General features: G+C 73.3%; 5 protein-coding genes. All 5 read left to right on the top strand.

Annotation, left to right across the window (positions count from 1 at the left end; genetic code table 11):
* The 5 genes from L6E12_RS35060 to L6E12_RS10325 are packed head-to-tail and all read left to right on the top strand — an operon-like array spanning nt 1 to nt 24,692.
* Complete coding sequence (locus tag L6E12_RS35060; RefSeq protein WP_304523867.1) at nt 1-21,420, top strand: SDR family NAD(P)-dependent oxidoreductase; 21,420 nt, start codon at nt 1-3, stop codon at nt 21,418-21,420.
* Nucleotides 21,417-22,442, top strand: a complete 1,026-nt coding sequence (locus L6E12_RS10340) for an LnmK family bifunctional acyltransferase/decarboxylase (RefSeq protein ID WP_236227685.1) — start codon at nt 21,417-21,419, stop codon at nt 22,440-22,442. The genes L6E12_RS35060 and L6E12_RS10340 overlap by 4 nt, the downstream gene beginning before the upstream one ends.
* Nucleotides 22,439-22,708 (top strand): acyl carrier protein, encoded by a 270-nt coding sequence (locus L6E12_RS34355; protein ID WP_236227684.1) that lies wholly within the window; start codon nt 22,439-22,441, stop codon nt 22,706-22,708. Before L6E12_RS10340 ends, L6E12_RS34355 begins: the two co-directional genes overlap by 4 nt.
* Nucleotides 22,705-23,934 carry a hydroxymethylglutaryl-CoA synthase gene (locus L6E12_RS10330; protein WP_236227683.1) on the top strand — a complete coding sequence of 410 codons (1,230 nt, stop codon included), beginning with the start codon at nt 22,705-22,707 and terminating at the stop codon, nt 23,932-23,934. The genes L6E12_RS34355 and L6E12_RS10330 overlap by 4 nt, the downstream gene beginning before the upstream one ends.
* The gene (locus tag L6E12_RS10325) at nt 23,925-24,692 is read left to right on the top strand and encodes a thioesterase II family protein (protein WP_236227682.1); all 768 of its coding nucleotides are present in this window, start codon (nt 23,925-23,927) and stop codon (nt 24,690-24,692) included. Before L6E12_RS10330 ends, L6E12_RS10325 begins: the two co-directional genes overlap by 10 nt.
* The last annotated feature ends 37 nt before the right edge of the window (nt 24,693-24,729 follow it).

Below are 24,729 nucleotides of genomic sequence, written 5' to 3'. Positions count from 1 at the left end.
ATGTCGACCGGTATCGAATGCCACCTGGTGCTGGCGCACTCCGACTTCGTCATGCGCAACCACCGCGTGCACGGGGTCTCGGTGATGCCGGGGGTCACCTTCCTCGACATCGTCTTCCGGGTGTTGGCGGCCCAGGGCGTCGACACCACCCGGGCGGTGGTGCGCGACGTCCTGTTCCACGAGGCGATGGTGACCAAGGACGGTCACGACCGGGACGTGCGGATCCGCATCGACCCGGCCGGGCACGTCACGGCGTCGAGCCGGTGGCTGCGCGACGGCGAGCCGGTCTCGGAGTACCGGGACAACTTCCAGGCTGAACTGGTCTTCGCCGACCTGCCCGAGCCCGCCCCGGTGGACCTGGCCGCGCTGCGGGCGGGGGCCAGGGCCGTCGACATGGACGAGCTGTACGCCAGGGCCAGGGCCGAGGAGATCCGGCACGGCAACGCCATGCGCTGCTTCGGCGAACTGCGCCTCGGCCCGGACTACCTGCTGGCCGAACTGTCCCTCGACGCGGAGACGGCCGCCACCGACGGCGCGTTCCACGCCCACCCGGCGAAGCTGGACTGCTCCACCCTCGCGGCGTTCGGGCAGATCGCCCCGCTCAACGAGGAACCCTTCATCCCCGTCTACGTCGGCGAGTTCCGCGCCCCCCGCCCCATCACGGGCCGGGTGTTCGCCTACGTGCCCCGCCCCGAGGTCATCGCCGAGTCCGGCGACGTCATGCACAACGACTACACGATCGTCGACGAGCACGGCCGGTTCCTGGCGTCGTTCGGCAAGCTCACCTGCAAGCGCATCCGCTTCCCCGGGCTGATCACCCGCCTGCTGGACGTCGAGCCCACCACCCCGCAGCCCGCACCCGACCCGGGCACCACGCCCGCGCAGCCCACACCCGGCCCCACCTCCGGCTCGCTGCCGCAGACCGGCGTGCCCGCGCGGGCAGCCGTGCAGCCGCAGGCCGAGGGGCCTGCTCCGCTGGCGGTGGTCGTCGACCACCTGCGGGGCATGGTCGCGGCGTCGCTGGGTGTCGACAAGTCCACCGTCGACACCAAGGCGGGCTTCTACGCCCTGGGCCTGGACTCCGTCGCGATGCTCGGGATGAGCCGGGAGCTGGAGGCGTACGTGGGGGCGGCGCTCTACCCCACCCTGTTGTTCGAGTTCTCCGACATCGCCTCCCTCGCACAGCACTTGCATGGCACATACAAACCCACCGCGACCCCGCAGGCGCCCGAGTCGGGCGCCGCCCCGGGAACCGTCGAGACCACGACGATCCCGACCGACCTGGCGGTGCACGCGTTCACCCCGGTGTGGTCCCGCCAGGACACCACCCCGGGCGCCACGCCCACCACGGTCACCGTGCTCGGGGCCACCCCGGCGCTCAAGGCCGAGCTGGGCAGGCACCTCACCCTGGTCGACGAAGGCGCGACCGACTACGTGCTCATCGCCCCCTCACCGACCGACACCGTTGACACCGCGGGCACCGCCGCAGCGGTCGGCGCCGCGATCCCTGGTGCGTACCGGGCGTTCACCGAGCTGGCCACGTCGCTGGTGGAGGCCAAGGCGCCTGCCCGGGTGGTGTTCCTGCACCCGGGTGGACCGGAGAACGCGGCTGTGGCCGCGCTCGCCCGCACGGTGACGGCCGAGACCTCCCTCCTGACCACAAAGGTGGTCGAGGCGGAACCCACGGCCGAGATCGTCCTCGCGGAGTTGGCCGACAGCTTCGCCGACTCCGAGGTCCGCTGGGTGCGGGGGCACCGCGAGGTGGTGCGGTTCGCGCCCGCCGCGACCACGCCGGGAACGCCGAAGCAGCGCGGGGTCTACGTCATCACCGGCGGCGCGGGCGGGCTCGGGCTGCACCTCGCCGACCGGCTGGCGACCGCGCACCAGGCCCGGCTCGTCCTGATCGGGCGCCGGTCGATCACCCCGGAGCTGGCAACCCGGATCGCGGGCTGGGAGGACGCGGGCGCCCAGGTCCAGTACCTGCGCGCCGACATCGCCGACGCGACCCAGGCCCGGGCCGCCATCGCCACCGCGCGGGCCGTCTTCGGTCCCGTCGACGGGGTCTTCCACTGCGCCGGGCTGGTCCGCGACGGGCTGTTCTTCCGCAAGGACGACGCCGACGTCGCGCAGGTCCTGGCCGCGAAGACGGCGGGGACGCGGAACCTGGTCGAGGCGGCGGGCGGTGTCGCGACGTTCGTGACCTTCTCCTCGGTCTCGGCGACGCTGGCCAACATCGGGCAGAGCGACTACGCCTACGGCAACGCCTACGCCGAGCACCTCACCGCCGCGCACGGCGGTCTGGCGATCGGCTGGCCGTTCTGGGCCGACGGCGGGATGCGCGTCGACGACGAGACCCTGCTCCGGGCGGGGAAGGCCACCGGCACCTGGCCGCTGCCCACCGACGTCGGCCTCGACCTGCTCTGGTCCGCGCTCGGCGGCACCGGCCGCCTCGTCGTCTCCTACGGTGAGGCGGACCGGGTCCTGGCGCTGTTCCCGCAGCCGGAAGCCCGGCAGGAACAGGGCGACCGGCAGAGCAGCGGCACCGAGCCGGGCCCGGAGGCCGGGCAGGCGCCCGGGAACCGGTTCGGCGCGGACTCCCGGGACGGGCAGGACAAGGACATAGCCATCATCGGGATCGCCGGCGAGTACCCGCAGGCGCCGGACCTCACCACCTTCTGGCACAACCTCGCCGACGGCGTCGACAGCGTCACCGAGATCCCGGCCGACCGGTGGGCGCACGCCGACTTCTTCCACCCGGACAAGGGCACCGACGGGCGCAGCTACAGCCGCTGGGGCGCGTTCCTCGACGGGGTCGACCGGTTCGACGCCCCCTTTTTCGGCATCTCCCGCCGGGAGGCGGAGCGGATGGACCCGCAGGAGCGGTTGTTCCTCAAGACCGCGTGGCGCGCCGTCGAGAACGCCGGGTACCGGCCGGACGCCATCGCCGGGCACACCGTCGGGGTCTACGTCGGCGTGATGTGGAACCACTACCAGCTTCTCGAGGCCGACGGCGTGCACCCGACCGCGATGCACTGCACCGTCGCCAACCGCGTCTCCTACTGCCTGGACCTCAGCGGCCCGAGCATGGCCGTCGACACCGCCTGCTCCTCCAGCCTCACCGCCGTGCACCTGGCGGTGGAGGCGCTGCGCGCCGGGCAGGCCACCATGGCCATCGCAGGCGGGGTCAACGTGTCGGTCCACCCGCAGAAGTACGTCCAGCTCAGCGCGGGCCAGTTCCTCTCCGCCGACGGCCGGTGCCGCAGCTTCGGGGACGGGGGCAGCGGGTACGTTCCCGGTGAGGGCGTCGGCGCGGTGCTGCTCAAGCCCCTCGCCCAGGCCAGGGCCGACGGCGACTTCGTCTTCGGGGTCATCAAGGGCACCCGGCTCAACCACACCGGCAAGGGCAGCGGCTACACCGTGCCCAGCCCCACCGCGCAGGCCGGGGTCATCCGCCGGGCCGTCGAGGACTCCGGTGTCCCCGCGCACACCATCGGCTACCTGGAGGCCCACGGCACCGGCACGTCCCTCGGCGACCCCATCGAGATCGAGGGCGTCCGGCGGGCGTTCGGCGACCTGGAGCCGGGCAGCCGGGCGATCGGCAGCGTCAAGTCCAACATCGGCCACCTGGAGAGCGCCGCCGGGATCGCGGGCATCAGCAAGGTGGTCATGCAGATGCTGCACCGCGAGCTGGTGCCGTCCCTGCACGCGGACACCCTCAACCCGCACATCGACTTCGCCGCGTCCCCGTTCGCCGTGCAGCGCGAGCGCGCCCCCTGGCACCCGGTGGCGGGGGAGTCGGTGCTGCGCGCGGGGGTCAGCGCGTTCGGGGCCGGGGGCGCCAACGCCCACGTCGTGCTGGAGAGCGCGCCGCCGCCCGCGCCGCCGGAGCACACCCCGGGGCCGCACCTGTTCGTGCTCAGCGCCCGCGACCGCGACGTGCTGCACACCTACGCCGGGCAGTTCGTCGACCTGTTCGCCGCCATCGAGCAGCGCGACGCCGTGGGCGACCCGGCGCTGGTCGCGGCCCTGACGACGCTGGTCGCGGACATCCTGGGCGTGCCGGAGGACGCCGTCGCCGCCGACGAGTCCCTGGCCGACCTGGGGGTCGACGCCCTCGGGCTGGACCGGGTCCGGGCGCTGCTGGCCGAGCGGGCACCGGGGACCGCCGCCGAACTGGGCCCGTCGAGCACCTGCGCCGCGCTGACCGCGCACGCGGGCGCCACCACGCCCTCGGTCAGCCTGGCCGACATCACCTACACGGTGCAGACCGGCCGCCCGATGCTGGCCGAGCGGGTGGCGGTCGTGGCCACCACCGCCCGCGAGCTGCGCGGCAAGCTGGAGAACTACCTGGCGGGTGAGCGCGCCCCCGGCCTGTGGACCGCCCGCGCGGGCGACGACGCCTCCACCGCCGACGAGCTGGTGGACCTGTTCGCCGCCGGGGAGCTGGCCGAGCTGGCCGAGCGCTGGGTCGGCGGGGCCGACGTGCCGTGGTCGCGCTGCCACGCGGGCAGGCGGGTCCGCAGGCTGCCGCTGCCGACGTACCCGTTCCAGGAGGAGCGCTACTGGCTCGGCGGGTGGAAGGCCGCCGCCAAGCCGGAGATCGCCGCCGAACCCGAGTCGGAACCCAAGCCGGAACCCGTGGCAGAGCCGCGATCCGAGGCCCCGCCGTCGGTGGCGGGCGCCACGCGCGCCGAGGTGCTGACCGCCATCGAGGACGCCGTGTGCGCGCGGCTGTACCTGCGCCGCGACGAGGTGGACGCGCGGCAGAGCTTCAGCGAGATGGGCCTGGAGTCCGTCGGTGCCGTGGAGGTCGTGCGGGAGGTCGGGGAGCGGTTCGGCGTCGAGGTCGACCCGGTCGCCGTCTACGACCACCCGACGATGGATGCGTTGGCCACCCACGTGCTCGGTCTCGGACCCGCCCCCCGCCCGGCCCCGGTGCCGACCGGGCCCGCGGCCGCCGACGCGCCCATCGCGGTGATCGGCATGTCCGGTCGCTTCCCCGACGCGGAGGACCTGGACGAGTTCTGGGCGAACCTGGTCGCGGGCAGGCACAGCTTCCGCCCGGTGCCCAAGGACCGCTGGGACGTCGACGCGGTGCACAGCACCGACCGGCTCGCCGAGGGCCGCACCTACAGCAGGGTCGGCGCCATGCTGTCCGATGTGGACCGCTTCGACGCGGCGTTCTTCAACCTCTCGCCGCTGGAGGCGGAGGCGATGGACCCGCAGCAGCGGCTGTTCCTGCAGCAGGCGTGGGCCGGTCTGGAGGACGCGGGCTACGCGGTGGGCAAGGCGGAGAAGACCAGCTGCGGCGTGTTCGTGGGCTGCGCGCCCGGCGACTACGACCTGCTGCTGGCCGAGGCGGGCCGGGCCGACAGCGGCCACGCGTTCCTCGGCACCACCAGCTCGATCCTGCCCGCCCGCATCGGCTACTTCCTCAACCTCGACGGCCCGACCATGGCAGTGGACACCGCGTGCTCGTCGTCGCTGGTCGCGGTGCACCTGGCCGCCGACGCGATCCGCCGCGGCGAGTGCGCCATGGCCGTCGCGGGCGGGGTGGCGCTGATGGTCACCCCGCAGTTGCACGTGCGGGGCAGCCGGGTCGGGATGCTCTCGCCCAGCCAGACCTGCGTCCCGTTCGACGCCGCCGCCGACGGGACCGTGCTCGGCGAGGGCGTCGGCGTGGTCGTGCTCAAGCGGCTCGACCGGGCCGTCGCCGACGGCGACACCGTGCACGGGGTGCTGCTGGCCTCCGGCATCAACGGCGACGGCAAGACCAACGGCATCACCGCCCCCAGCGCCGCCTCCCAGGCCGCGCTGCTCGCCGACACCTACCGCCGCGCCGGGCTCGACCCGCGCGAGATCAGCCTGGTCGAGGCGCACGGCACCGGCACCGCGCTGGGCGACCCGATCGAGGTCAAGGCGCTCACCGAGGTGCACCGCCGGTCCTCCGCCGACGTCGGCTACTGCGCGATCGGCTCGGTGAAGGCCAACATCGGCCACACCACCATGGCGGCCGGGATCGCCGGTCTGCTCAAGGTCCTGCTCGCGCTGCGGCACGGCGAGCTGCCGCCCGCACCGAGCTTCGACAAGCCGAACCCCAAGGCGGACCTGGACAGCAGCCCGTTCGAGGTGGTGTCGAACCGCCGCCCGTGGGCGGTCGACGGCAGGCGGGTCGCCACCGTGTCCAGCTTCGGCTTCAGCGGCACCAACGCCCACCTGGTCGTCGCCGAACCACCGACCGCGGCGAAGACCCCGTCCCAAGGCGATCACGTCATCCCCCTTTCCGCCCGCACCGAGCGGGCGTTGGCCGAAACGCTCGACCGGCTGCGCGCAGCCCTGACCGACGACCTGTCGTTGGCCGATCTCGCGTTCACCCTCCAAACCGGACGCACGCACTTCGCGGTCCGGACGGCATTCACCGTAGGCAGCGTCGCCGAATTGCGCGAACAGTTGTCCACAGGCCCGGTCCGCACCAGCGCACTGGCCCAGGACTACGTGGCCGGGCGGGACCCGGTGTGGCCCGCCACCGGCCGCCGCATCCCGCTGCCCACCTACCCGTTCGCCCGCGACCGCCACTGGGTCCTCGACGCGCCGAAGTCCGCGCACCCCTACCTCGGCGAGCCGGTCGACGGCGTGTTCACCCTGACCCTCAGCCCCACCGACTGGGTGGTCGGCGAGCACCGGATCGGCGGCCACAACGTGCTTCCCGGCGCCGCGGGCATCGACCTCGCCGTGTCCGCCGCGCTGCGGGCGGGCGCCGAGCAGGTGCGGCTGTCCGACGTCCGGTGGCTGCGCCTGATCGAGGCCGACACCACCCGCACCCTGCGCCTGCGCGTCGACGGCACCGCTTTCTCCCTCTACACCGACGATCCCGCCGCCCCGAGCGCCCGCGGCACCGTCGCACCGTTCACCGGTACCACCGAGACGGTCGACGTCGCCGCGATCCGCGCCCGCTGCGCCGGGCGCGTCCCCGCGCACCGGCACTACGAGGACTTCACCGCCGCGGGCATCGACTACGGCCACGCGTTCCAGGTGTTGACCGAGGTGGCGTTCGGCGCCGACGAGGCACTGGGCGCGCTGGCCCTCCCGGCGGGCACCGACCTCGGCTTCGCCCTGCACCCCAACCTGCTCGACGGTGCCCAGCAGACCGTCGCCGCGCTGGAGGCGCGCAGCGACGCGCCGCTGATCCCGTTCGCCATCGACTCCGTGGAGGTGTTCCACCCGCACGTCGTCCCCGCGTACTCACACGTGGTGCGCGCGGGCGGCGAGCACACCTACACGGTCCGGCTGATCGACAGCACCGGTCGGGTGTTGGTCCGCTACACGGGGTTCGCCCTGCGCGCTCAGCGCAACCCGATCGAGGACACCCTCTACGTGCCGGTCTGGCGGGACGCCCCCGCGGCCCCGGCCGTCGACCCCGGCCGCGTCGCCGTCGTGCACACCGCCGACGCGGCCGCCTTCGCCGCGGGGCTGCGCGGCGCGGTCACCGTGGTCGTCCCGGACACCGGCGACCCCGACCTGTCCGCGCTCGACGCCCCCTTCGACACGCTGTACTACGTCGCCCGCGTCGCCGAACCCGGGGTGGCGCCGGAGGCCGACCGCAGCACGCTGGGCCTGTTCCGACTGGTCAAGCGCCTGCTCGACGCCGGTCGCGGCAAGGACCGGATCACGGTCAAGATCGTGCTCGGCGGGGCGCTCGGGGCGGCGCCGGACGAGCAGGTCCGCCCGCACGCGGCCGGGCTGCTCGGCCTGGCCAGGGCCGTCGCCGCCGAGTGCCCGCGCTGGACCGTCGGGTGCGTGGACGTCGGCCTCGCCGGGGTGCCCGCGGAGCGGGTCGTCGCCGAACCCGGTACGCAGGACGTGGTGCTGCTGCGCGGGAACCGCAGGCTGGTGCGCGAGTTCGAACCGCGCAGGCTGACCCCACCGGTCGGCACTACCCCGTTCGTCGAGGGCGGCACGTACCTGCTGGTCGGCGGCGCGGGCGGCATCGGCTTCGCGCTGAGCAGGCTGCTCGCCCGGATCGCCGGGGCGAACCTGGTGTGGATCGGCCGCAGCCCGTTCGGCCCCGACCACCGGCGCAAGGTGGACGAGATCGCCGCGCTGGGCGGCCGGGCGCTCTACCTGTCCGCCGACGTCGCCGACGCGACCGCGCTGCGCGCCGCCGTCGCCGAGGCCCGCGCCGCCTTCGGCCCCATCCGGGGCGCCGTGCACGCCGCGCTCGACCTGCGCGACCGCACGATCGCCAACATGGACGTCGACACCTTCGAGGCAGGTCTGGCGCCCAAGGTGGCGGGCTGCACCGCGCTCGCCGACGTGCTGGCCGGGGAACCGCTGGACTTCCTGCTGATCTTCTCCTCCGCGGTGTCGTTCGTGGAGGCGGGCGGGCAGGCCAACTACGCGGCGGCCAGCACCTTCGAGGACACCTTCGCCCACTGGCTCAACCTGCGCCGCAGCCACCCCGTTTCCGTTGTCAACTGGGGGTTCTGGGGCAGCGTGGGGGCGGTTGCCACGGACAAGATGCGGGCGGTCTTCGCCGGGCTGGGCGTGGAGTCGATCGAGCCCGCCGACGGTATGGCCGCGCTGCGCCGGGTGATCAACGCCGGGCTGCCGCAGGTGCTGGTCATGAAGGGCGACCGGGCGCGGCTGCCGGAGATGGGCATCCAGGTCTCCGGGCTGGCCCCGGCGCCGTTGGTCGAGCAGGCGGTGGTGGAGGGACCTGCCGAGGCGGATGCCGTCCGCGCCTACCTGCGGCGCGTGTTCGCGGAGGTGTTGAAGTCCGACGCCGGGTCGCTGGACGAGTATGCGACGTTCGAGAACTTCGGGGTGGACTCGCTGGTCAGCTTGAACATCATTTCCCGGTTCGAGCGGGACCTGGGTGACTTGCCCTCGACGTTGTTGTTCGAGCACCTGACCATCGACCAACTCGCCACCCACCTGCTGGAAACCCGCGCCGACGCACTGGCGAAGGTCGTCGGCACCCCCGCCCAGGCTGCCCCCGCGGGGGTGGTGCGGGCCGTGGCGACACCCGACACCGGGCTCTCCCACTCCCGCACCGGCTACACCCGGCTGGAAGCGCTGTCCCGGGCGCTGTTCCGGCAGGCGTTCGCGCAGTGGACCGGGCGGCCCGAGGTCGGCTCGCCGGTCGCCGTCCCCGAGCTGATCCGCTCCCTGGGCGTGCGCGCCGAGTACGAGCGGCTGTTCCGCGCCGTGCTGGCCATGCTCGTGCAGGACGGCCACGCCACGCAGACCGGCGACGTGTTCACCCTGCTCGACGGCACCCCCGGCTCCGCGGACCCGACCGCCTTCGCCGCCGAGTTCCCCGAGCTGGCCGGGCACATCCGGCTGCTGCGCACCTGCGTGGACGCCCTCGCCGAGGTCCTCGACGGGCGCCGCAGCGCCATGGACGTGCTGTTCCCCAAGGGTTCCGCCGAGCTGGTGGAGGCCATCTACAAGGGCCAGGCCGTGTCCGACTACTACAACGGCCTGCTCGCCACCGGTGTCACCGAGGCCGTGCGCGGCATCGGCGACCGCACCGCCCGGGTCGTGGAGATCGGCGCGGGCACCGGGGCCAGCTCGGTGTTCGTCCTGCCCGCGCTGCGGAACTCCGGGGCCGACGTCGAGTACCACTACACCGACATCTCCGCGTCGTTCCTGCGCCTCGGCGAGCGGACCTACGGCGCGGACAACCCGTTCGCGAAGTTCCGGTTGCTCAACGTGGAGGACGACCCGGCGACGCACGGTTTCGAGGCGGGCGGCTACGACGTCGCCTTCGGCACGCACGTCCTGCACGCCACCCAGGACATCACCCGGACCATGACCAACATCGCCAAGATGCTGCGCCCCGGCGGGGTCGTGCTGGTCAACGAGGTCACCCGGCGCTCGGACTTCCTCACCCTCACCTTCGGCCAGACCGGCGGCTGGTGGCGCTACACCGACGACACCCGCATCGAGCACGCCCCGCTGCTCAGCCCCACCAAGTGGCGGGAAGTACTGGCCGCCGCGGGCTTCCGCGTGGTCCGCGTCGACGGCTACCCGGGCACCCCCGCCGACGACCTGGAGCAGTGCCTGCTGGTCGCGCAGAAGCTGCCGGTCGAGGACTCCGCGCCGGACACCGACGCGGGCAGCCTGCCGGGCGAGGTGACCGACGACCTGGTGCGCGCCTACCTGCGGTCGGTGTTCGGGGAGGTGTTGAAGTCCGACGCCGCGTCGTTGGACGAGTATGCGACGTTCGAGAACTTCGGGGTGGACTCGCTGGTCAGCTTGAACATCATTTCCCGGTTCGAGCAGGACCTGGGTGACTTGCCCTCGACGTTGTTGTTCGAGCACCTGACCATCGACCAGCTCGCCACCCACCTGCTCACCACGCACCGCGCCGAGCTGACCGCGCTGCTGGGCGTCCCGGCGGCCCCGGAGCCGGTCGCGGCCCCCGCCGCGCCCGCGGTGTCCGAACCCGTCTCCACCGACGACGTCGCGATCATCGGCGTGGCGGGCCGCTACCCGGGTTCACCGGACCTGGACACGTTCTGGCGCAACCTGTCCGCCGGGTACAGCGGCATCACCGAGGTCCCCGCCACCCGGTGGGACTGGCGCGAGCACTTCGACACCGGCCGCGCCCCCAACACCACCTACAACCGCTGGGGCGGCTTCCTCGACGGCATCGAGCAGTTCGACGCGGGCCTGTTCGGCATCCTGCCGCGCGACGCCGCCGACATCGACCCGCAGGAGCGGCTGTTCCTGGAGACCTGCTGGGAGCTGTTGGAATCGGCCGGGTACTTGGGTGAGGCATCCAAGGAACAGGCCACCGGCGTGTTCGCGGGCCTGATGTACGGCGGCTACGGGCTGCTGGCCGCCGCCCAGGACTGGCCCGAGGGCCGGTTCGCCACCGGCCACTCGGCGTACTGGTCGGTGGCGAACCGGGTGTCCTACGTGTTCGACTTCACCGGCCCCAGCTTCGCCGTCGACTCGGCCTGCTCGTCCTCGCTCACCGCCCTGCACCTGGCGGCGGAGTCGCTGCGCCGCGGCGACTGCCGGATGGCCATCGCGGGCGGGGTCAACCTGATCACCCACCCGGCGCACTTCGCCGCCCTCTGCGCCCGCAACATGCTCGCCTCCGGCGACGGCTGCCGCGTGTTCGACGAGGCCGCGGACGGTTTCGTCCCCGGCGAGGGCGTGGGCGCTGTGCTGCTCAAGCCGCTGTCGGCCGCGGTGGCCGACGGGGACACGGTGTGGGCGGTCCTCAAGGGCAGCGCCCTCAACGCGGGCGGCAAGACCTCCGGCTACACCGTCCCCAACCCCAACGCCCAGGCCGCCCTGATCGCCGACGCCCTCACCCGCTCCGGCGTCGACCCCGCCGGGATCTCCTACGTCGAGGCCCACGGCACCGGCACCGCCCTCGGCGACCCGATCGAGCTGACCGCCCTGTCGCGCGCCTACGGCACCGGGTCCCCCATCGCCATCGGCTCGGTGAAGTCCAACATCGGCCACCTCGAAGGCGCCGCGGGCGTGGCGGGCCTGACCAAGCTGCTGCTCCAGTTCCGCCACCGGGCCCTGGCCCCGACGGCCAACCTCACCGCGCTCAACCCGAAGATCGACCTGTCGGAGTCCCGCTTCCGCCCGCAGCTCGCGGCGCAGCCGTGGGAGTCCACCGGGCCGCGGCGGGCGGGCATGAGCTCCTTCGGGGCAGGCGGCGCGAACGCCCACGTCGTCCTGGAGGAGTACGTCGGCGCCCCCTCCACCCCCGACGTGCCGGGGGAGTCGCAGACGTTCGTCCTCTCCGCCCGCACCGACACGGCCCTGCGTGCGCTGGCCGCCGCGGTCGCCGACTTCCTGCCCACCAGCACCGCGCCGCTGCGCGACCTCGCCTTCACCAGCCAGGTCGGCCGCCGCGCCCAACCGCGCCGCGCCGCGTTCACCGTCGCGGACAAGGCGGAACTGGCCACTGCCCTCGCCGAGTTCGCCCGCACCGGCGACCCCACCGGCGCCGAACCGGAGTGGGTCACGGGCAAGCGCGTGGACTGGGCCGCCCGCTGGGCCACCCCCGCGCGCCGCGTCCACTTCCCCACCACGGTCTTCGACCGCCGCCGCCACTGGATCACCGACGACCCGCACCACCTGGCCCTCGCCCCCGCGACCGCGACCACCGACGCCGGTCCGGTGCGGGAGTTCGCCGCCGACCACCCGCTGCTGGCCGTCGCGGGGGACCACGTGCTCGCCGGTCAGCGGTGGGTGCCCGGTGTCGCCCTGCTGGAGGTCGCGCGGCTGGCGACCGGGCTCGGCGCACCGGTCACGGTGTCCGACGTGCGCTGGGTGGCGCCGGTCAACCTCGACACCGCACCCGGGCCCATCACGGTCGACCTCGACGGGTCCGCGTTCACCGTCAACGGTTCCGGCACCACGTTCGCGCGCGGCACCATCACCGCGGGCGCGGCCCTCCCGCAGGCGGACACCGAAGGTGAGTGCCCGCGCGAGGTCGACGTCGAGTCGTTCTACTCGGCGTTCAGCCGGACCGGGCTGGAGTACGGGCCCGCGCTGCGCGTCGTCCGGGCGCTGCGGGTCGGGCGCGGGGAGGCCGTGTCGGAACTGGAGTCCGTGGGCGGCCACCTGCTCGACCCGGGCCTGCTCGACGGCGCCCTGCAAACCGTGTCCGCGCTGTGCTCCGGCACCACCGGCTACCTGCCCGTCGGGATCGGCGCGCTGACCGTCGGCGGACCGCTCGACGGCCGGGCCCTGGTGCACGTCCGGGAGACCACCCCACCCGGGCGGGTCAACGGGCACCGGCGGTTCGACCTGCGGCTCGCGGGTATCGACGGTGTGGTCCGGCAGGCCGTCACCGGCCTGGAGATCGCCCCCCGCCGCACCGAACTGACCGAGACCCGCTACCTGCGCCCGGTGTGGACGGACGCGCCCGCGGTCGACGAGGGCGCCGCACCCCCGCGCACGCTGCTCGTCGCGGGCGACCCCGGCCTGCGCGCCGAACTGGCCGACCGCCACCCCGACGCCGAGGTCATCACGATCACCGCGGGCGACCGCGCGCACTACCGCGAGCAGGTCGCCGCCCTGGTGGCCCGGGGCCGGGTGCCGGACGCGATCGTCGCCGCCGGGGCCGCGTTCGAGCCGGTCCTCTGGCTGAGCACCGCCGTGCTGGAGCGCGACCGGTCGGCCGCGCTGCGCGTCCTCGCCGTCTCCACCTCCGACGCCCCCGAGCACACCGCCGTCGCCGGGACGCTGCGCACCCTGGCCCTGGAGCACAGCCGCTTCGCCGGTGCCCGCGTCCAGGTCGACGCGGGCGTGGCCGACCGGGTGGTCGACGAACTGCGCGCCCTGCACACCGGGGCCGCGGAGATCCGGTACGCCCACGGCACCCGCCAGCTCAAGACCCTGGAGCGCTTCGACCCGCCCGCTGCGACCGCGCTGACCGTCCGCCCGGACGGCACCTACCTGGTGACCGGTGGCGCGGGCGCCCTCGGCCTGCACTTCGCCGCCTTCCTCGCCGAACGCGGCGCCGGTTCCGTCGTCCTCCTCGGCCGCTCCGACCTCGACGCCCCCACCGCCGCCAAGGTCGCCGCCCTCGGCGCCCACTACCACCGCACCGACCTGGCCGACGCCGCCCAGGTCACCGCCCTGGTCGCGTCCCTGCCCGCCGACACCCCGCTGCGCGGCGTCATCCACGCGGCCGGGGTCACCCGGGACGCGCGCGCCGTCGTCAAGACCGAGGCCCAGGTGGCCGAGGTCTTGGCGCCCAAGGTCGACGGCACCCGCAACCTGGACGCCGCCACGGCAGGCGCACCCCTGGACTTCTTCGTCCTCTTCTCCTCCGTCTCCGGTGAGGCGGGCAACCCCGGCCAGGCCGACTACGCCTACGCAAACGCTTTCCTCAACGGCTACGCCGCCCACCGCACCGGCCCCGGCCGCACCCTCGCCCTCGGCTGGCCCCTCTGGGCCGAAGGCGGCATGACCGTCGACGAGGCCACAGTGACCCTGTTCGCCCGGGTCTGGGACATGGTCCCGCTCAGCACCCGGGCGGGCTTCGAGGCCTTCATCCGCGGCCTGGCGAGCGCCGAACCGTCCCTGGTGGTCGTCGAAGGCCCGGTTCGCGCCCCCGTCGAGGCCCCCGCCGCCCAGTCCCCGACCGGGCCGGACGTCGACCGCGAGGAGGTCGAACAGGTCCTGCGCGGCCTCGCCGCAGGGTTCCTGCTGGTGGACGAGTCGGACGTGGACGTGCACGCGGAGCTGCTGGAGCTGGGCTTCGACTCGATCACGCTGACCGAGCTGGTGAACCGGGTGAACGACCGCTTCGGCCTGGAACTGCTGCCCACGGTCCTCTTCGAGTGCCCCGACCTGACGACCTTCGCCGATCACCTGTGCGACAACCACGGCTTCGCCGTGGCGCCCGCCGCGGCGGAACTGGACCTCGAACGCGAACTGCGCCTCCTGGCCGCCGGATTCCTCCTGGTCGACGAGTCCGATGTGGACATGAACGCGGAGCTGCTGGAACTGGGTTTCGACTCGATCACGCTGACCGAGCTGGTGAACCGGGTGAACGACCGCTTCGGCCTGGAACTGCTGCCCACAGTCCTCTTCGAGTGCCCCGACCTGCTGGCCTTCGCCGCCCACCTCCGCGCCCAACACCCCACCGCCCTGACCCCCGAACCCCCGACCCCCCTCGCGCGCGCACCCCACATGCCCCACCGCACCCAGGGGGCTGACCCCGAGGCCAGTCTACCGCCGGTGGGCGACGGAACGGCCGGTGTGGATCTTGCCTGTGGGCAACTCGACGAGGTGTCCACAAGGGAGCTGTCGGGGTTGACCGCCGGGACGCGGAGTGGATCCACTGGGCTCGGTGGTGGAGCAGGCGCGGATGGCGGCGCAGGGGGGAGCGGGAGCGCTGGGCTGGGCGGTGAATTCGGGTTCGGCGGAGATTCTCGGTTGAGTGATGGCGTCGGTCTGCGCGGGGCTGCTGAGCCGAGCGAGAGCGCCGGATCGAGCAAGGCCGCTGAGCCACCTGTGAGCTCCGAACCGGGAGAGGCACGTACGAGTGTCGGATCGGGCGAGGCCGCCGAGTCGTCCGCGGGTGCCGAGGTGAGCGGGACCGCCGAGCCGAGCGGGAGCGCCGGGGCACACGGCGGGGACGCGGAGGCCGGTTCGAGCCAGGCTGGGCCGGGGAACGCGGAGCCGCCCGTCGGGGTGGCCGCGGGCGGTGGCTCGGCCGTGGAGCCGGTGGCGATCGTGGGAATCGCCGGGGTGCTGCCCGGGTCCGCCGACGTGGGCGAGTTCTGGGCGAACCTGGCCGCCGGGGCCGACCTGGTGCGGACCGTGCCGGAAGACCGGGCCGACCTGCGGGCCAACCCGGACAGCCGGGACGCGCGCGGCGGGTTCCTCGACGACATCGACGCCTTCGACGCCAAGCTGTTCGGGATCTCCCCGCGCGAGGCCGCGGTGATGGACCCGCAGCAGCGGTTGTTCCTCCAGCAGGCCTGGCGGGCGGTGGAGGACGCCGGGTACCGGCCGAGCGCGCTCGCGGGCACCGAGACCGGGGTGTTCGCCGGGGTCGCCACCACCGACTACGACGAGCTGCTCAAGGAGCACGGTGTCGCCGTCGAGGCGCACACCGCCACCGGGATCGCGCACTCCGTGCTGGCCAACCGGGTCTCCTACCTGCTCGACCTGCGCGGGCCGAGCGAGACGGCGGACACCGCCTGCTCCAGCTCGCTGGTGGCCATCCACCGGGCGGTGCGGTCGATCCAGGCGGGGGAGTGCGCCCAGGCCATCGCGGGTGGGGTCAACGTCATCCTCAGCCCGGGGCTGCTGATCGCGTTCACCAAGTCCGGGATGCTCTCCCCGGACGGCAAGTGCAAGACCTTCGACGCCGCCGCCGACGGGTACGTGCGCGGAGAGGGGGCGGGCGCGGTGCTGCTCAAGCCGCTCCGCCGCGCCCTCGACGACGGCGACCACGTGTACGCGGTGATCAAGGGCAGCGCCGTCAACCACGGCGGCCGCAGCACCTCCCTCACCGCGCCCAACCCGCTCGCCCAGGCCCGCGTCCTCGTCCGCGCGCACCGCGACGCCGGGGTCGACCCGGACACCGTCACCTACGTCGAGGCGCACGGCACCGGCACCCGGCTCGGCGACCCGATCGAGGCGGAGGGGTTGAAGAAGGCGTTCACCGAGCTGTACGGGTCCCGCGGGCTGCCCGCCTCCGGCCACATCGCCCTGGGCACGGTGAAGACGAACATCGGCCACCTGGAGGCCGCGGCCGGGATCGCGGGCGTGCTCAAGGTGGTCCTGGCGATGCGGCACGGCGTGCTCCCCGCCTCCCTGCACTACTCCTCGCCGAACCCGTACCTGCGGTTGGCCGGGACGCCGTTCGAGGTGCTGTCCGCCGCGCGGGTGTGGGAACCGGTGTCGGACGCGGGCGTGCCGGTGCTGCGGGCGGGCATCAGCTCGTTCGGGTTCGGCGGCACCAACGCGCACCTGGTGCTGGAGAACGGCCCGGCGCGGCCGCGGTGCACCACCGTGGACGGCAGGCGGTACCTGGTCCCGCTGTCGGCGCCGGACGAGGAGTCGCTGGCCCGCTACGCCACCGCGCTGGCCGACCACCTGGAGGCCGCGCCGGAGGCCCACCTCGCCACCGTCGCCCACACGCTGCAGACCGGTCGGGCACCGCGGGCCGCCCGGCTCGTGATCGCGACCAGCAACCGCGCCGACCTCATCGCCCGGCTCCGCACCCTCGACGGGGTGCGCGGCACGGCGGTGAAGAACGCGGCCCCGGCCACCGGCGACGAGCCCGCGGAGGAGTTGGCCCGGCTGTGGGTCGCGGGCGCTGAGGTCCCGTGGCAGCAGTGGTGGGGCCACCGCAGGCCGAGCCGGGTGCCGCTGCCGCCGGTGCCCTTCGCCACCACCCGGCACTGGTTCACCCCGGTCGACAAGCCCGCGGCGCCCAGCCGGGAGCCCGCCGCGGTGGTTCCCGCAGGGGAGACCGGGCCCGACGTGGCAGCGGCTCACCAGGTCGTGGAGTCGCCGCGGGCAGCAGTCGAGGCCACCGTTCCCACCCCCCGAACCGGTTCACCCACCCGACCCACCAGTTCGAGCACAGACACCGGAGGACGAGCGATGTCCAGCCCCCGCCCACGAGGACCCAAGCTCGTCCTGAGCACCCCGACCCGATCCGCGCCCCCGGCCCCGCCGCTCACCCCGCCTGCCCCGGTGGTCGCCGCTCCGGTTCCGGTGGTCGTGCAGCCCGTGGGCACCGCGGGTCTGCGGGAGTCGGTGCGGGAGAAGCTCTCGGAGATCCTCGGCATCCCCACCGACGAGATCGCCGACGACTCCTCGTTCACCGAGCTGGGGCTCGACTCCATCTTCCGGATGGACTTCGCCCGCCTGTTCAACGCCGAACTCGGCACCGAGCTGACCGCCGCCGAGCTGTACGAGTACGACACCATCGACGAGCTGGACGCCTTCGTGGCGGGGCTGGGGATCACCGCGCCCGCCCGGCCCGCGGCTGTGGCGCCCGCACCCGCCGCGGTGGCGCCGGTTGCCACCGCGCCGCCGGTCGCCGTCGAGCCGCTGGTCGCCACCGCGCCGCCGGTTGCTGCCAGGCCGGTGGTGACCGCCGCGCCATCGGTGGTCGCGGTGCCGCCGGTTGCTGCCGCACCGGTGGTGCCTGCGGTCGCTCCGGCACCGGTGGTGGAAACCCCGGCTGTGGTGGCCCCGGTGGCCGCGGCGCCCGCCGTGCCGGTGGGGGAGCCGGTGGAGCTGGTGCGGCGGTTCATCGCCGAGGAGCTGGGGCGGGACGTGGACCCGGCGGTGTCGTTCACCGACAACGGGTTCAGCTCGTTCGACATGCTGCGGGTCGTCGGGGCGCTGGAGAAGCGGTTCGGGGCGCTGCGGAAGACGCTGCTCTTCGACCACCCGACCGTGGCGGAGCTGACCGCCCAGCTGGGTGGTGACATCGCCGCGAAGCTGGCCACCGTGGACAGCGCGTTCGTCCCGACGATGGTCATCGGCGGTGGCGACTGGACCGTGCTGGAGAAGGACCGGCTGGACGAGCGGCCCGAGTTCGCGGCCGTCGTCGCCGAGCTGGAGCGCGACCACGGCCGCGAGGGCGGGCTGCCGGGCCGCGACATCGCGCCGCTGATCTTCCTCGGCGCGGAGCGGAAGGGGTACTTCAACTTCTCCCGCCGCGACCGGGTGATCTTCTCCTGGAGCTACGTCGGGCCGGACGCCTACTTCCCCCGGCTGGCGCGCGAGTACACCGAGTACGCGGCGGCCAACGGTCTCCAGCCGAACCTGCTCGGCCTCGACCGCCTGGAGGACGCCGACGGCATCCCGTTCACCGCCACCCCGTTCGGCGCGTTGCAGCGGCTCGACGACCTGAGCACGTTCACCGTGCAGGGCAGCAAGATGCAGCGGCTGCGGTACGTGCTGAACAAGTTCGAGCGCGCGGGCCGCTGCGCGCTGACCGAGTACGAGGTCGGCTCCGACCCGGCGGTCGACCGCGAGATCACCGAGATCATCGACGAGTGGGCCGACGGGAAGCCCATGGTCAACCCGTACGTGCACACGGTGCGGGAGGAGATCGGCCACGGCGTGCTGGCCCCCCGGCACCGCATGTTCCTGACCAGCGTCGCCGACCGGGTCGTCAGCGCCGTCATCGTCACCAAGATCCCGTCGCAGGCGGGTTACCTGCTCGACCTGGAGTTCTACCGACACGACATGCCGCTCGGCGGTCTTGAGTGGACGGTGGTGAAGATCATCGAGCGGACCGTGGCCGAGGGCGCCACCGTCTTCAGCTTCGGCGGCAGCTTCGGCGCGAAGGTCGCCAACTCCCCCAACGCCGACCCCGACCTGGAGGCGGGCCTGGAGGAGCTCCGCTCCCAGGGCATCTTCACCGGCGACGGGAACTTCCGCTTCAAGAACAAGTTCCGCACCACGAACCTGCCGGTCTACCTGTGCAGGCCCGCGGGCGTCCCCAACGCCGACGTCGCCGACATCATCCTGATGATCGCCAACCCGGCCAACCGCGCCGCCCGCCAGTCCGCGCCCCCGGTTGTCCACAGGACCACCGCCGGAGGTTCCGGACTGCCGGTCCCCCCGGGTAACGTTGAAAACGGGGGTCCCCTGGGAAAGTCGATCTTGGAACCCGCTGGTGGGGATGCGGGTGTGCCAGGTGTGGCCGGGGTTGTCCACAGGGCGGTCGGCGTGGGTTCCGGGTTGTCGGGTGTGGACGGTAATGTGGAAATCGGGGGTCCCCAGGGCCGGATGATCTTGGCTGGAGCTGCGGGTGCGGCGGGGGCTGCCGGTGCGACCGGTGCCGCTGCGGTGGCGGCGGGTGTCGCCGGGGTGGCTCGGGTCACCGCTGACGTCGCGCTGGGGGATCGGGACCGGGTGTTGGCCGATCACGGGCACAACCCGTTGCTGGTGCCGTCCGCCGCCGTCGAGTTCGACCTGCTGACCGACTCGTGGGCGGAGTTGGGGCACGCCGCGGTGGGGCAGCGGCGGCGGGAGTTGGAAGGGGCGGCTGAGCGGGGGATCGCGGGGACGTTGCCCTTCGACACGATCATCCCCACCGCCTCCGGGAAGAACGCCGAGGCCGCTCTCTGCCGGGCGTGGCCGCGGCGCGGGGTCGTGCTGCACAACGGGGTGTTCCCCTCCTGGTACTTCAACCTCGTCGACAACGGGTTGGAGCCCCGGGAGGTGCCCACCGTCGACCTGGACTGCCCGTTCGGCGGGGACCTCGACATCGAGGCGTTGGACGCCGCGCTGCAGCGGGGGACCGCCTTCGTCTGCGTGGAGGTGGGGGCGAACTCGCGGGGTGGGGCGCCGATGTCGTTGGGGAACCTGCGGCGGGTTCGGGACACCGCCCGGTTGCACGGGGTTCCGCTCGTCCTCGACGCGACCAGGGTGTTGGAGAACGCCCTGGCGATCACCCGGTTGGAGCCGGGGCAGCAGCGGCCGGTGTGGGACGTGGTGACCGACGTCCTGGGGTTGGCCGACGCGGTGACGCTCAGCCTCTCCAAGGACTTCGGGGTGGACTTCGGTGGGGTGGTGGCGACCAGTGACCCCGAGGTGGCGCACCACCTGAACGAGCGGGTGGCTTCGCGCGGGCACGAGGTCGGGGTGCACGCGCGGACCACGCTGGCCAAGGCGTTGGCCGACCGGGCGTGGAGCGAGCAGGCGACGGCCAGGCGGGTCGCGCAGGTGACGACGTTGCGGACGGCGTTGGAGCAGGGTGGGGCGGCTGTGCGCGGTGGGGGTGACGCGCACTGCGTGTTGCTCGACGTCTCTTACCTCTCCGCCACCCACGCCCACCCGGTGCAGGCTTTCCTGACCGCGCTCTACCGCGCCACCGGCATCCGGGCGGGTGGGCACCTGGCGGGGGAGAACCTGGTGCGGCTCGCCGTGCCGCTGGGGTTGACCGACATCGGGACGATCGCCACCCGGCTCTTGGCGTTCCTGGCGGACCCGACCCCGATCCCGGACCTGGTGCCCGCCACCGGGGAGGCCGGGCCGCTCGCGGCCTACCACCCGGCCGACCGGGTGCCCGAGGACATCCGGGAGGCGATGGCCGAGGGGCACCAGGCCCGCAGCGAGAACCTGGAGGTCCTGCGCGAGTACAACCCCGACGTCCGGCGGCAGGTCCTGGCCCTGGAGGACGGGGACGTGGAGGTGTTCACCGCCGGGTCCGGGCGGACGCTGCTGCTGATGCTGCCGTTCAACATCGGGGCCGGGTTGTTCGGGCCGCAGTTCGCCGCACTGGCGCAGAGCTACCGGGTGACCGTGGTGCACCACTCCGGCGTGGGGGCGACGACCGCCGCGCGGGACCTGACCTACGACGGGATCGCCGACCTGACCCGGCGGGCGCTGGCGGCGCTCGGGGAGACGGGGCCGGTGCACGTGGCCGGGGCCTCCTTCGGGGGGATCACGGCCCAGGTGTTCGCGCTGCGGTACCCGGAGTTCACCGCCTCGCTGACGCTGCTGTGCAGCTCCTACAAGCTGGGCAACCGGTCCGGGGAGGTCAACCGGCTGTCGGTGGTGGCCAGGGAGGACCTGGACAACGTCATCGCCAAGACCGGTTCCGAGCGGTTGCGGGCCGACCGCGCCCGGTTGGAGGAGCTGCTGCTGCGCAGCGAGAGCATGGACCCGCGCACCGGGCTGCGCTACCTGGACGTGTTCGCCGCCCAGCCGAACCTGCTGACCCGGCTGCCGGACATCTCCGTGCCCACCCTGATCGTGCAGGGGCGGCACGACACGGTGATTCCGCTCAAAACGGCGCATCTCCTGCACGGGTCGATCGAGGACAGTCGGTACCACGAGGTGGCCGACGCCGGGCACTGGCCGAACCTGACCAGCCCGGAGGAGACCAACCGGCTCATCGCTGACTTCCTGGCCGAGCGCGACGCGCTGAACGGAGTGAGGGCATGACCGCGACAGTGGCAGCACCGGTGGAGGACACCGCGCCGGAGAACACAGCTCTGGGGACCCCGGCGCCGAGCCGGGGCGAGCAGCCGGAGTTCGCGGTGCTGGACGGGCACTCCGTGTGGCGGCGGCTGACCGTCCGGCCGGGGATGTGCGGGCACAACTCGCTGTTCGTCGGGCAGGTCGGGGACTGGACGTGGGAGACGGTGACCGCGTTGTGCGACACCAACGTCTTCGCCGCCAGGGACGCCGACGGCAACCCCACCTACCTGGCGTTCTACTACTACCACATCCAGGGCAGCCCGGAGTTCCACCACGGTGGCCTGACCTTCGGCGACCGCATCGAGGTGGCTTCCAGCTCGTTCGACTACGGCAGCGAGTCCGTGCTGACCCTGCACCGGGTCAGCCGCAGCGGCGGCGCTCCGGCCAGGACCGCCGTGGACCCGGTGGAGTTCTTCGAGGACCCCCGGCCGGACTGCCTCTACGTGCAGAACTTCAACCGCTGGGTGACCCGCAGCGCCGAGGGCAGCAACGTCGGGCTGGTCAAGAGCTCGCCCCCGGACTTCCGCCACGAGCACCTGCCGAAGCTGCCCGCCCGGTACTCGCCCCGCCTGGCCTACAAGCAGGCGCGCACCGCCCACACGTTCCACGACGTCGCCGACCCCGGGTTCCACCAGGTCGGGACGGCCAGCTTCGACTACCAGATCGACATCACCCGCGACATCAACGGCGTCGGGTTGATCTACTTCGCCTCCTACTTCTCCATCGTCGACCGGGCGCTGCTCAAGCTGTGGCGCAGGCTCGGCCGCTCGGACGCCTCCTTCCTGAGCAGGGTGGTGACCGACCACAAGCTCTGCTACCTCGGCAACGCCGACGCCGACTCCGTCCTGCGCGTGTCCGTGCAGGCCTACCGCTCCGTCGACGACCCGCGGCACGAGGTGTTCACCGTGGTGGCCACCGACCGCACGACCGGCCGCGCGATCGCCGTCGCCACGATCCACCTGACCACCCCGGAGGTGTCCCGGTGACCAGCACGCAACCAGCCCCCAGCCGACCTTCCCACAGCGATGTCTTCGCGGTGGTCCGCCAGGTCGTCGGGGACATCCTCCCGGAGGTCACCGACATCCCCGGGCACAAGCACCTGAAGGACCTCGGCGCCGACTCGGTGGACCGGGTGGAGATCATCCTGGCGCTGATGGACCACTTCGGGGTCCGGGCGCCGATGTCGGACTTCTCCGCCGTCCCGGACGTGGACCGCCTGGTGGCCTTCCTCGCCGAGCGGAGCACGCGGTGACCGGGATCGAGGCGCTGAACGTCCACTGCGGGTACGCCTACGCCACCGTGCCGGAGCTGTTCCGCGGTCGCGGCCTGGACCCGGGTCGCATCGAGAACCTGATGATGACCCGCCGGTCCATCGGGTTGCCGTGCGAGGACCCGGTGACGAACGCGGTCAACGCGGCGCTGCCGATCGTGGCGGCGCTCAGCGACGAGGAGCGGGCGAGCATCGAGGTGCTGGTGACCTCCACCGAGTCCGGGGTGGACCTGAGCAAGTCCGTGGCCTCCTACGTGCACGAGTACCTGGGGCTGTCCCGCAACTGCCGGTTCTTCGAGGTCAAGCAGGCCTGCTACGGCGCGACCGGCGCGATCCAGCTCGCCGCGGGCTACCTGGCCTCGGGGATCTCCCCGGGGGCGAAGGCGCTGGTGATCGCCACCGACGTGGCCGTGGTGGACGAGCACGCCGAGTACTCCGAGCCCGCCGCGGGCCACGGCGCCGCGGCAGTGCTGATCGGCGACGAGGGCACGATCCTGGAGTTCGACCTGGGCGCGTTCGGCACCTACAGCTACGAGACGCTCGACTCCGCGCGCCCGGAGCCGACCTTCGACATCGCCGACGTGGACCGCAGCCTGTTCGCCTACCTGGACTGCTTCAGCAACAGCGTGGCCGACTACCGGGCGAAGGTCGACGGCGCGGACTTCATGACCACCTTCGACCACCTGGTCATGCACACCCCGTTCGCCGGGCTGGTCAAGGCGGGGCACCGCAAGCTGCTGCGCGAGCACGGGGTGCGCAGGCCGGACGAGGTGGCGGCGGACTTCGAGCGACGGGTGGCGCCGTCGCTGGTGTACCCGAGTGTCGTGGGCAACCTCTGCTCCGGGTCGGTGTACCTGGCGCTGGCCAGCCTGATCGACTCCGCGCCGCTCACCGACCCCGTGCGCGTCGGCCTGTTCTCCTACGGTTCCGGCTGTTCCAGCGAGTTCTTCAGCGGGATCACCGGCCCGGACGCCAAGCGCGAGCTGGCCACCATGGGCATCGGCGAGCGGTTGGCCGGGCGGGTCGAGATCGACTTCGACCAGTACCTGGCCGCCCTCGCGATCAACAAGCGGTGCCTGGTGCCGGTGCCCGACCGCGACATCGACCCGGCGAGCTACGCGCCGGTCCTCGACCGCGTCCCCGACCGCAAGGAGCAGTTGCTGTTCACCGGGGTCCGCGAGTACCACCGACAGTACGCGTGGGGCTGACCGTGGCAGGCTGGATCAGCGGCGACGCGCTCGCCGACGACGCGCCCACCAGGTTGTTCTGCTTCGCGCACGCGGGCGGTGGCGGCGGGTTCTTCCGCCCCTGGCGCGGCGCGCTGGGCGAGGACACCGCGGTGTGCCCGGTGGTGCTGCCCGGCCGCGAGGGCCGGGTCCGGGAGGCGCCGTTCACCCGGATCGGGCCGCTCGTCGACGCCCTGGTGGACGGGCTCGGCCCGCACCTGGACCGGCCGTTCGCGTTCTTCGGGCACAGCCTGGGTTCGATCGTGGCGTTCGAGCTGGCCAAGCGCCTGCGCGAGACCGGCCACGCCGGGCCGGGCTGCCTGATCGCCTCCGGCAGGCGGGCCCCGCAACTGCCCAACCGCCGCCGCGACGTGCACGCCCTGCCCAGCGGCGACTTCGTCGCGGAGATGCTCGGCCTGGGCGGCACGCCGCCGGAGCTGGTGCGCCAGCCGGAGCTGCTGGAGTTCTTCCTCCCGGTGTTGCGCGCGGACTTCGAGCTGAACGAGACCTACCGGCCCGCCCCGGCGGCGCCGCTGGACTGCCCGGTGTTCGGTTTCACCGGGGACGCCGACCCGCTGGCCGACCCGGACGAGGTGGCGGCCTGGGCGCGGGTGACGACCGGGCCGTTCGGGCTGCGGGTGTTCCGCGGTGACCACTTCTACCTGCGGGACAGCACCGGGGTGCTGGCCGCGGTCCGGGCCGACCTGCGCCGCGCCCGCCGCCTGCTTGCTCAGAAGTAGGCAGTGCCACCGGCCGCGGGCACTCCAGACTGGTACC

The sequence above is a fragment of the Actinokineospora sp. PR83 genome (assembly GCF_021056305.1).
Lineage (GTDB): Bacteria > Actinomycetota > Actinomycetes > Mycobacteriales > Pseudonocardiaceae > Actinokineospora > Actinokineospora spheciospongiae.
This window is presented reverse-complemented; position numbering and strand designations above follow the sequence as displayed.

What these genes read in the sequence shown, in the direction of transcription:
- L6E12_RS35060 (WP_304523867.1), top strand. Translation starts at nt 1, where the DNA reads ATGTCGACCGGTATCGAATGCCACCTGGTGCTGGCGCACTCCGACTTC.
- L6E12_RS10340 (WP_236227685.1), top strand. Translation starts at nt 21,417, where the DNA reads ATGACCGCGACAGTGGCAGCACCGGTGGAGGACACCGCGCCGGAGAAC.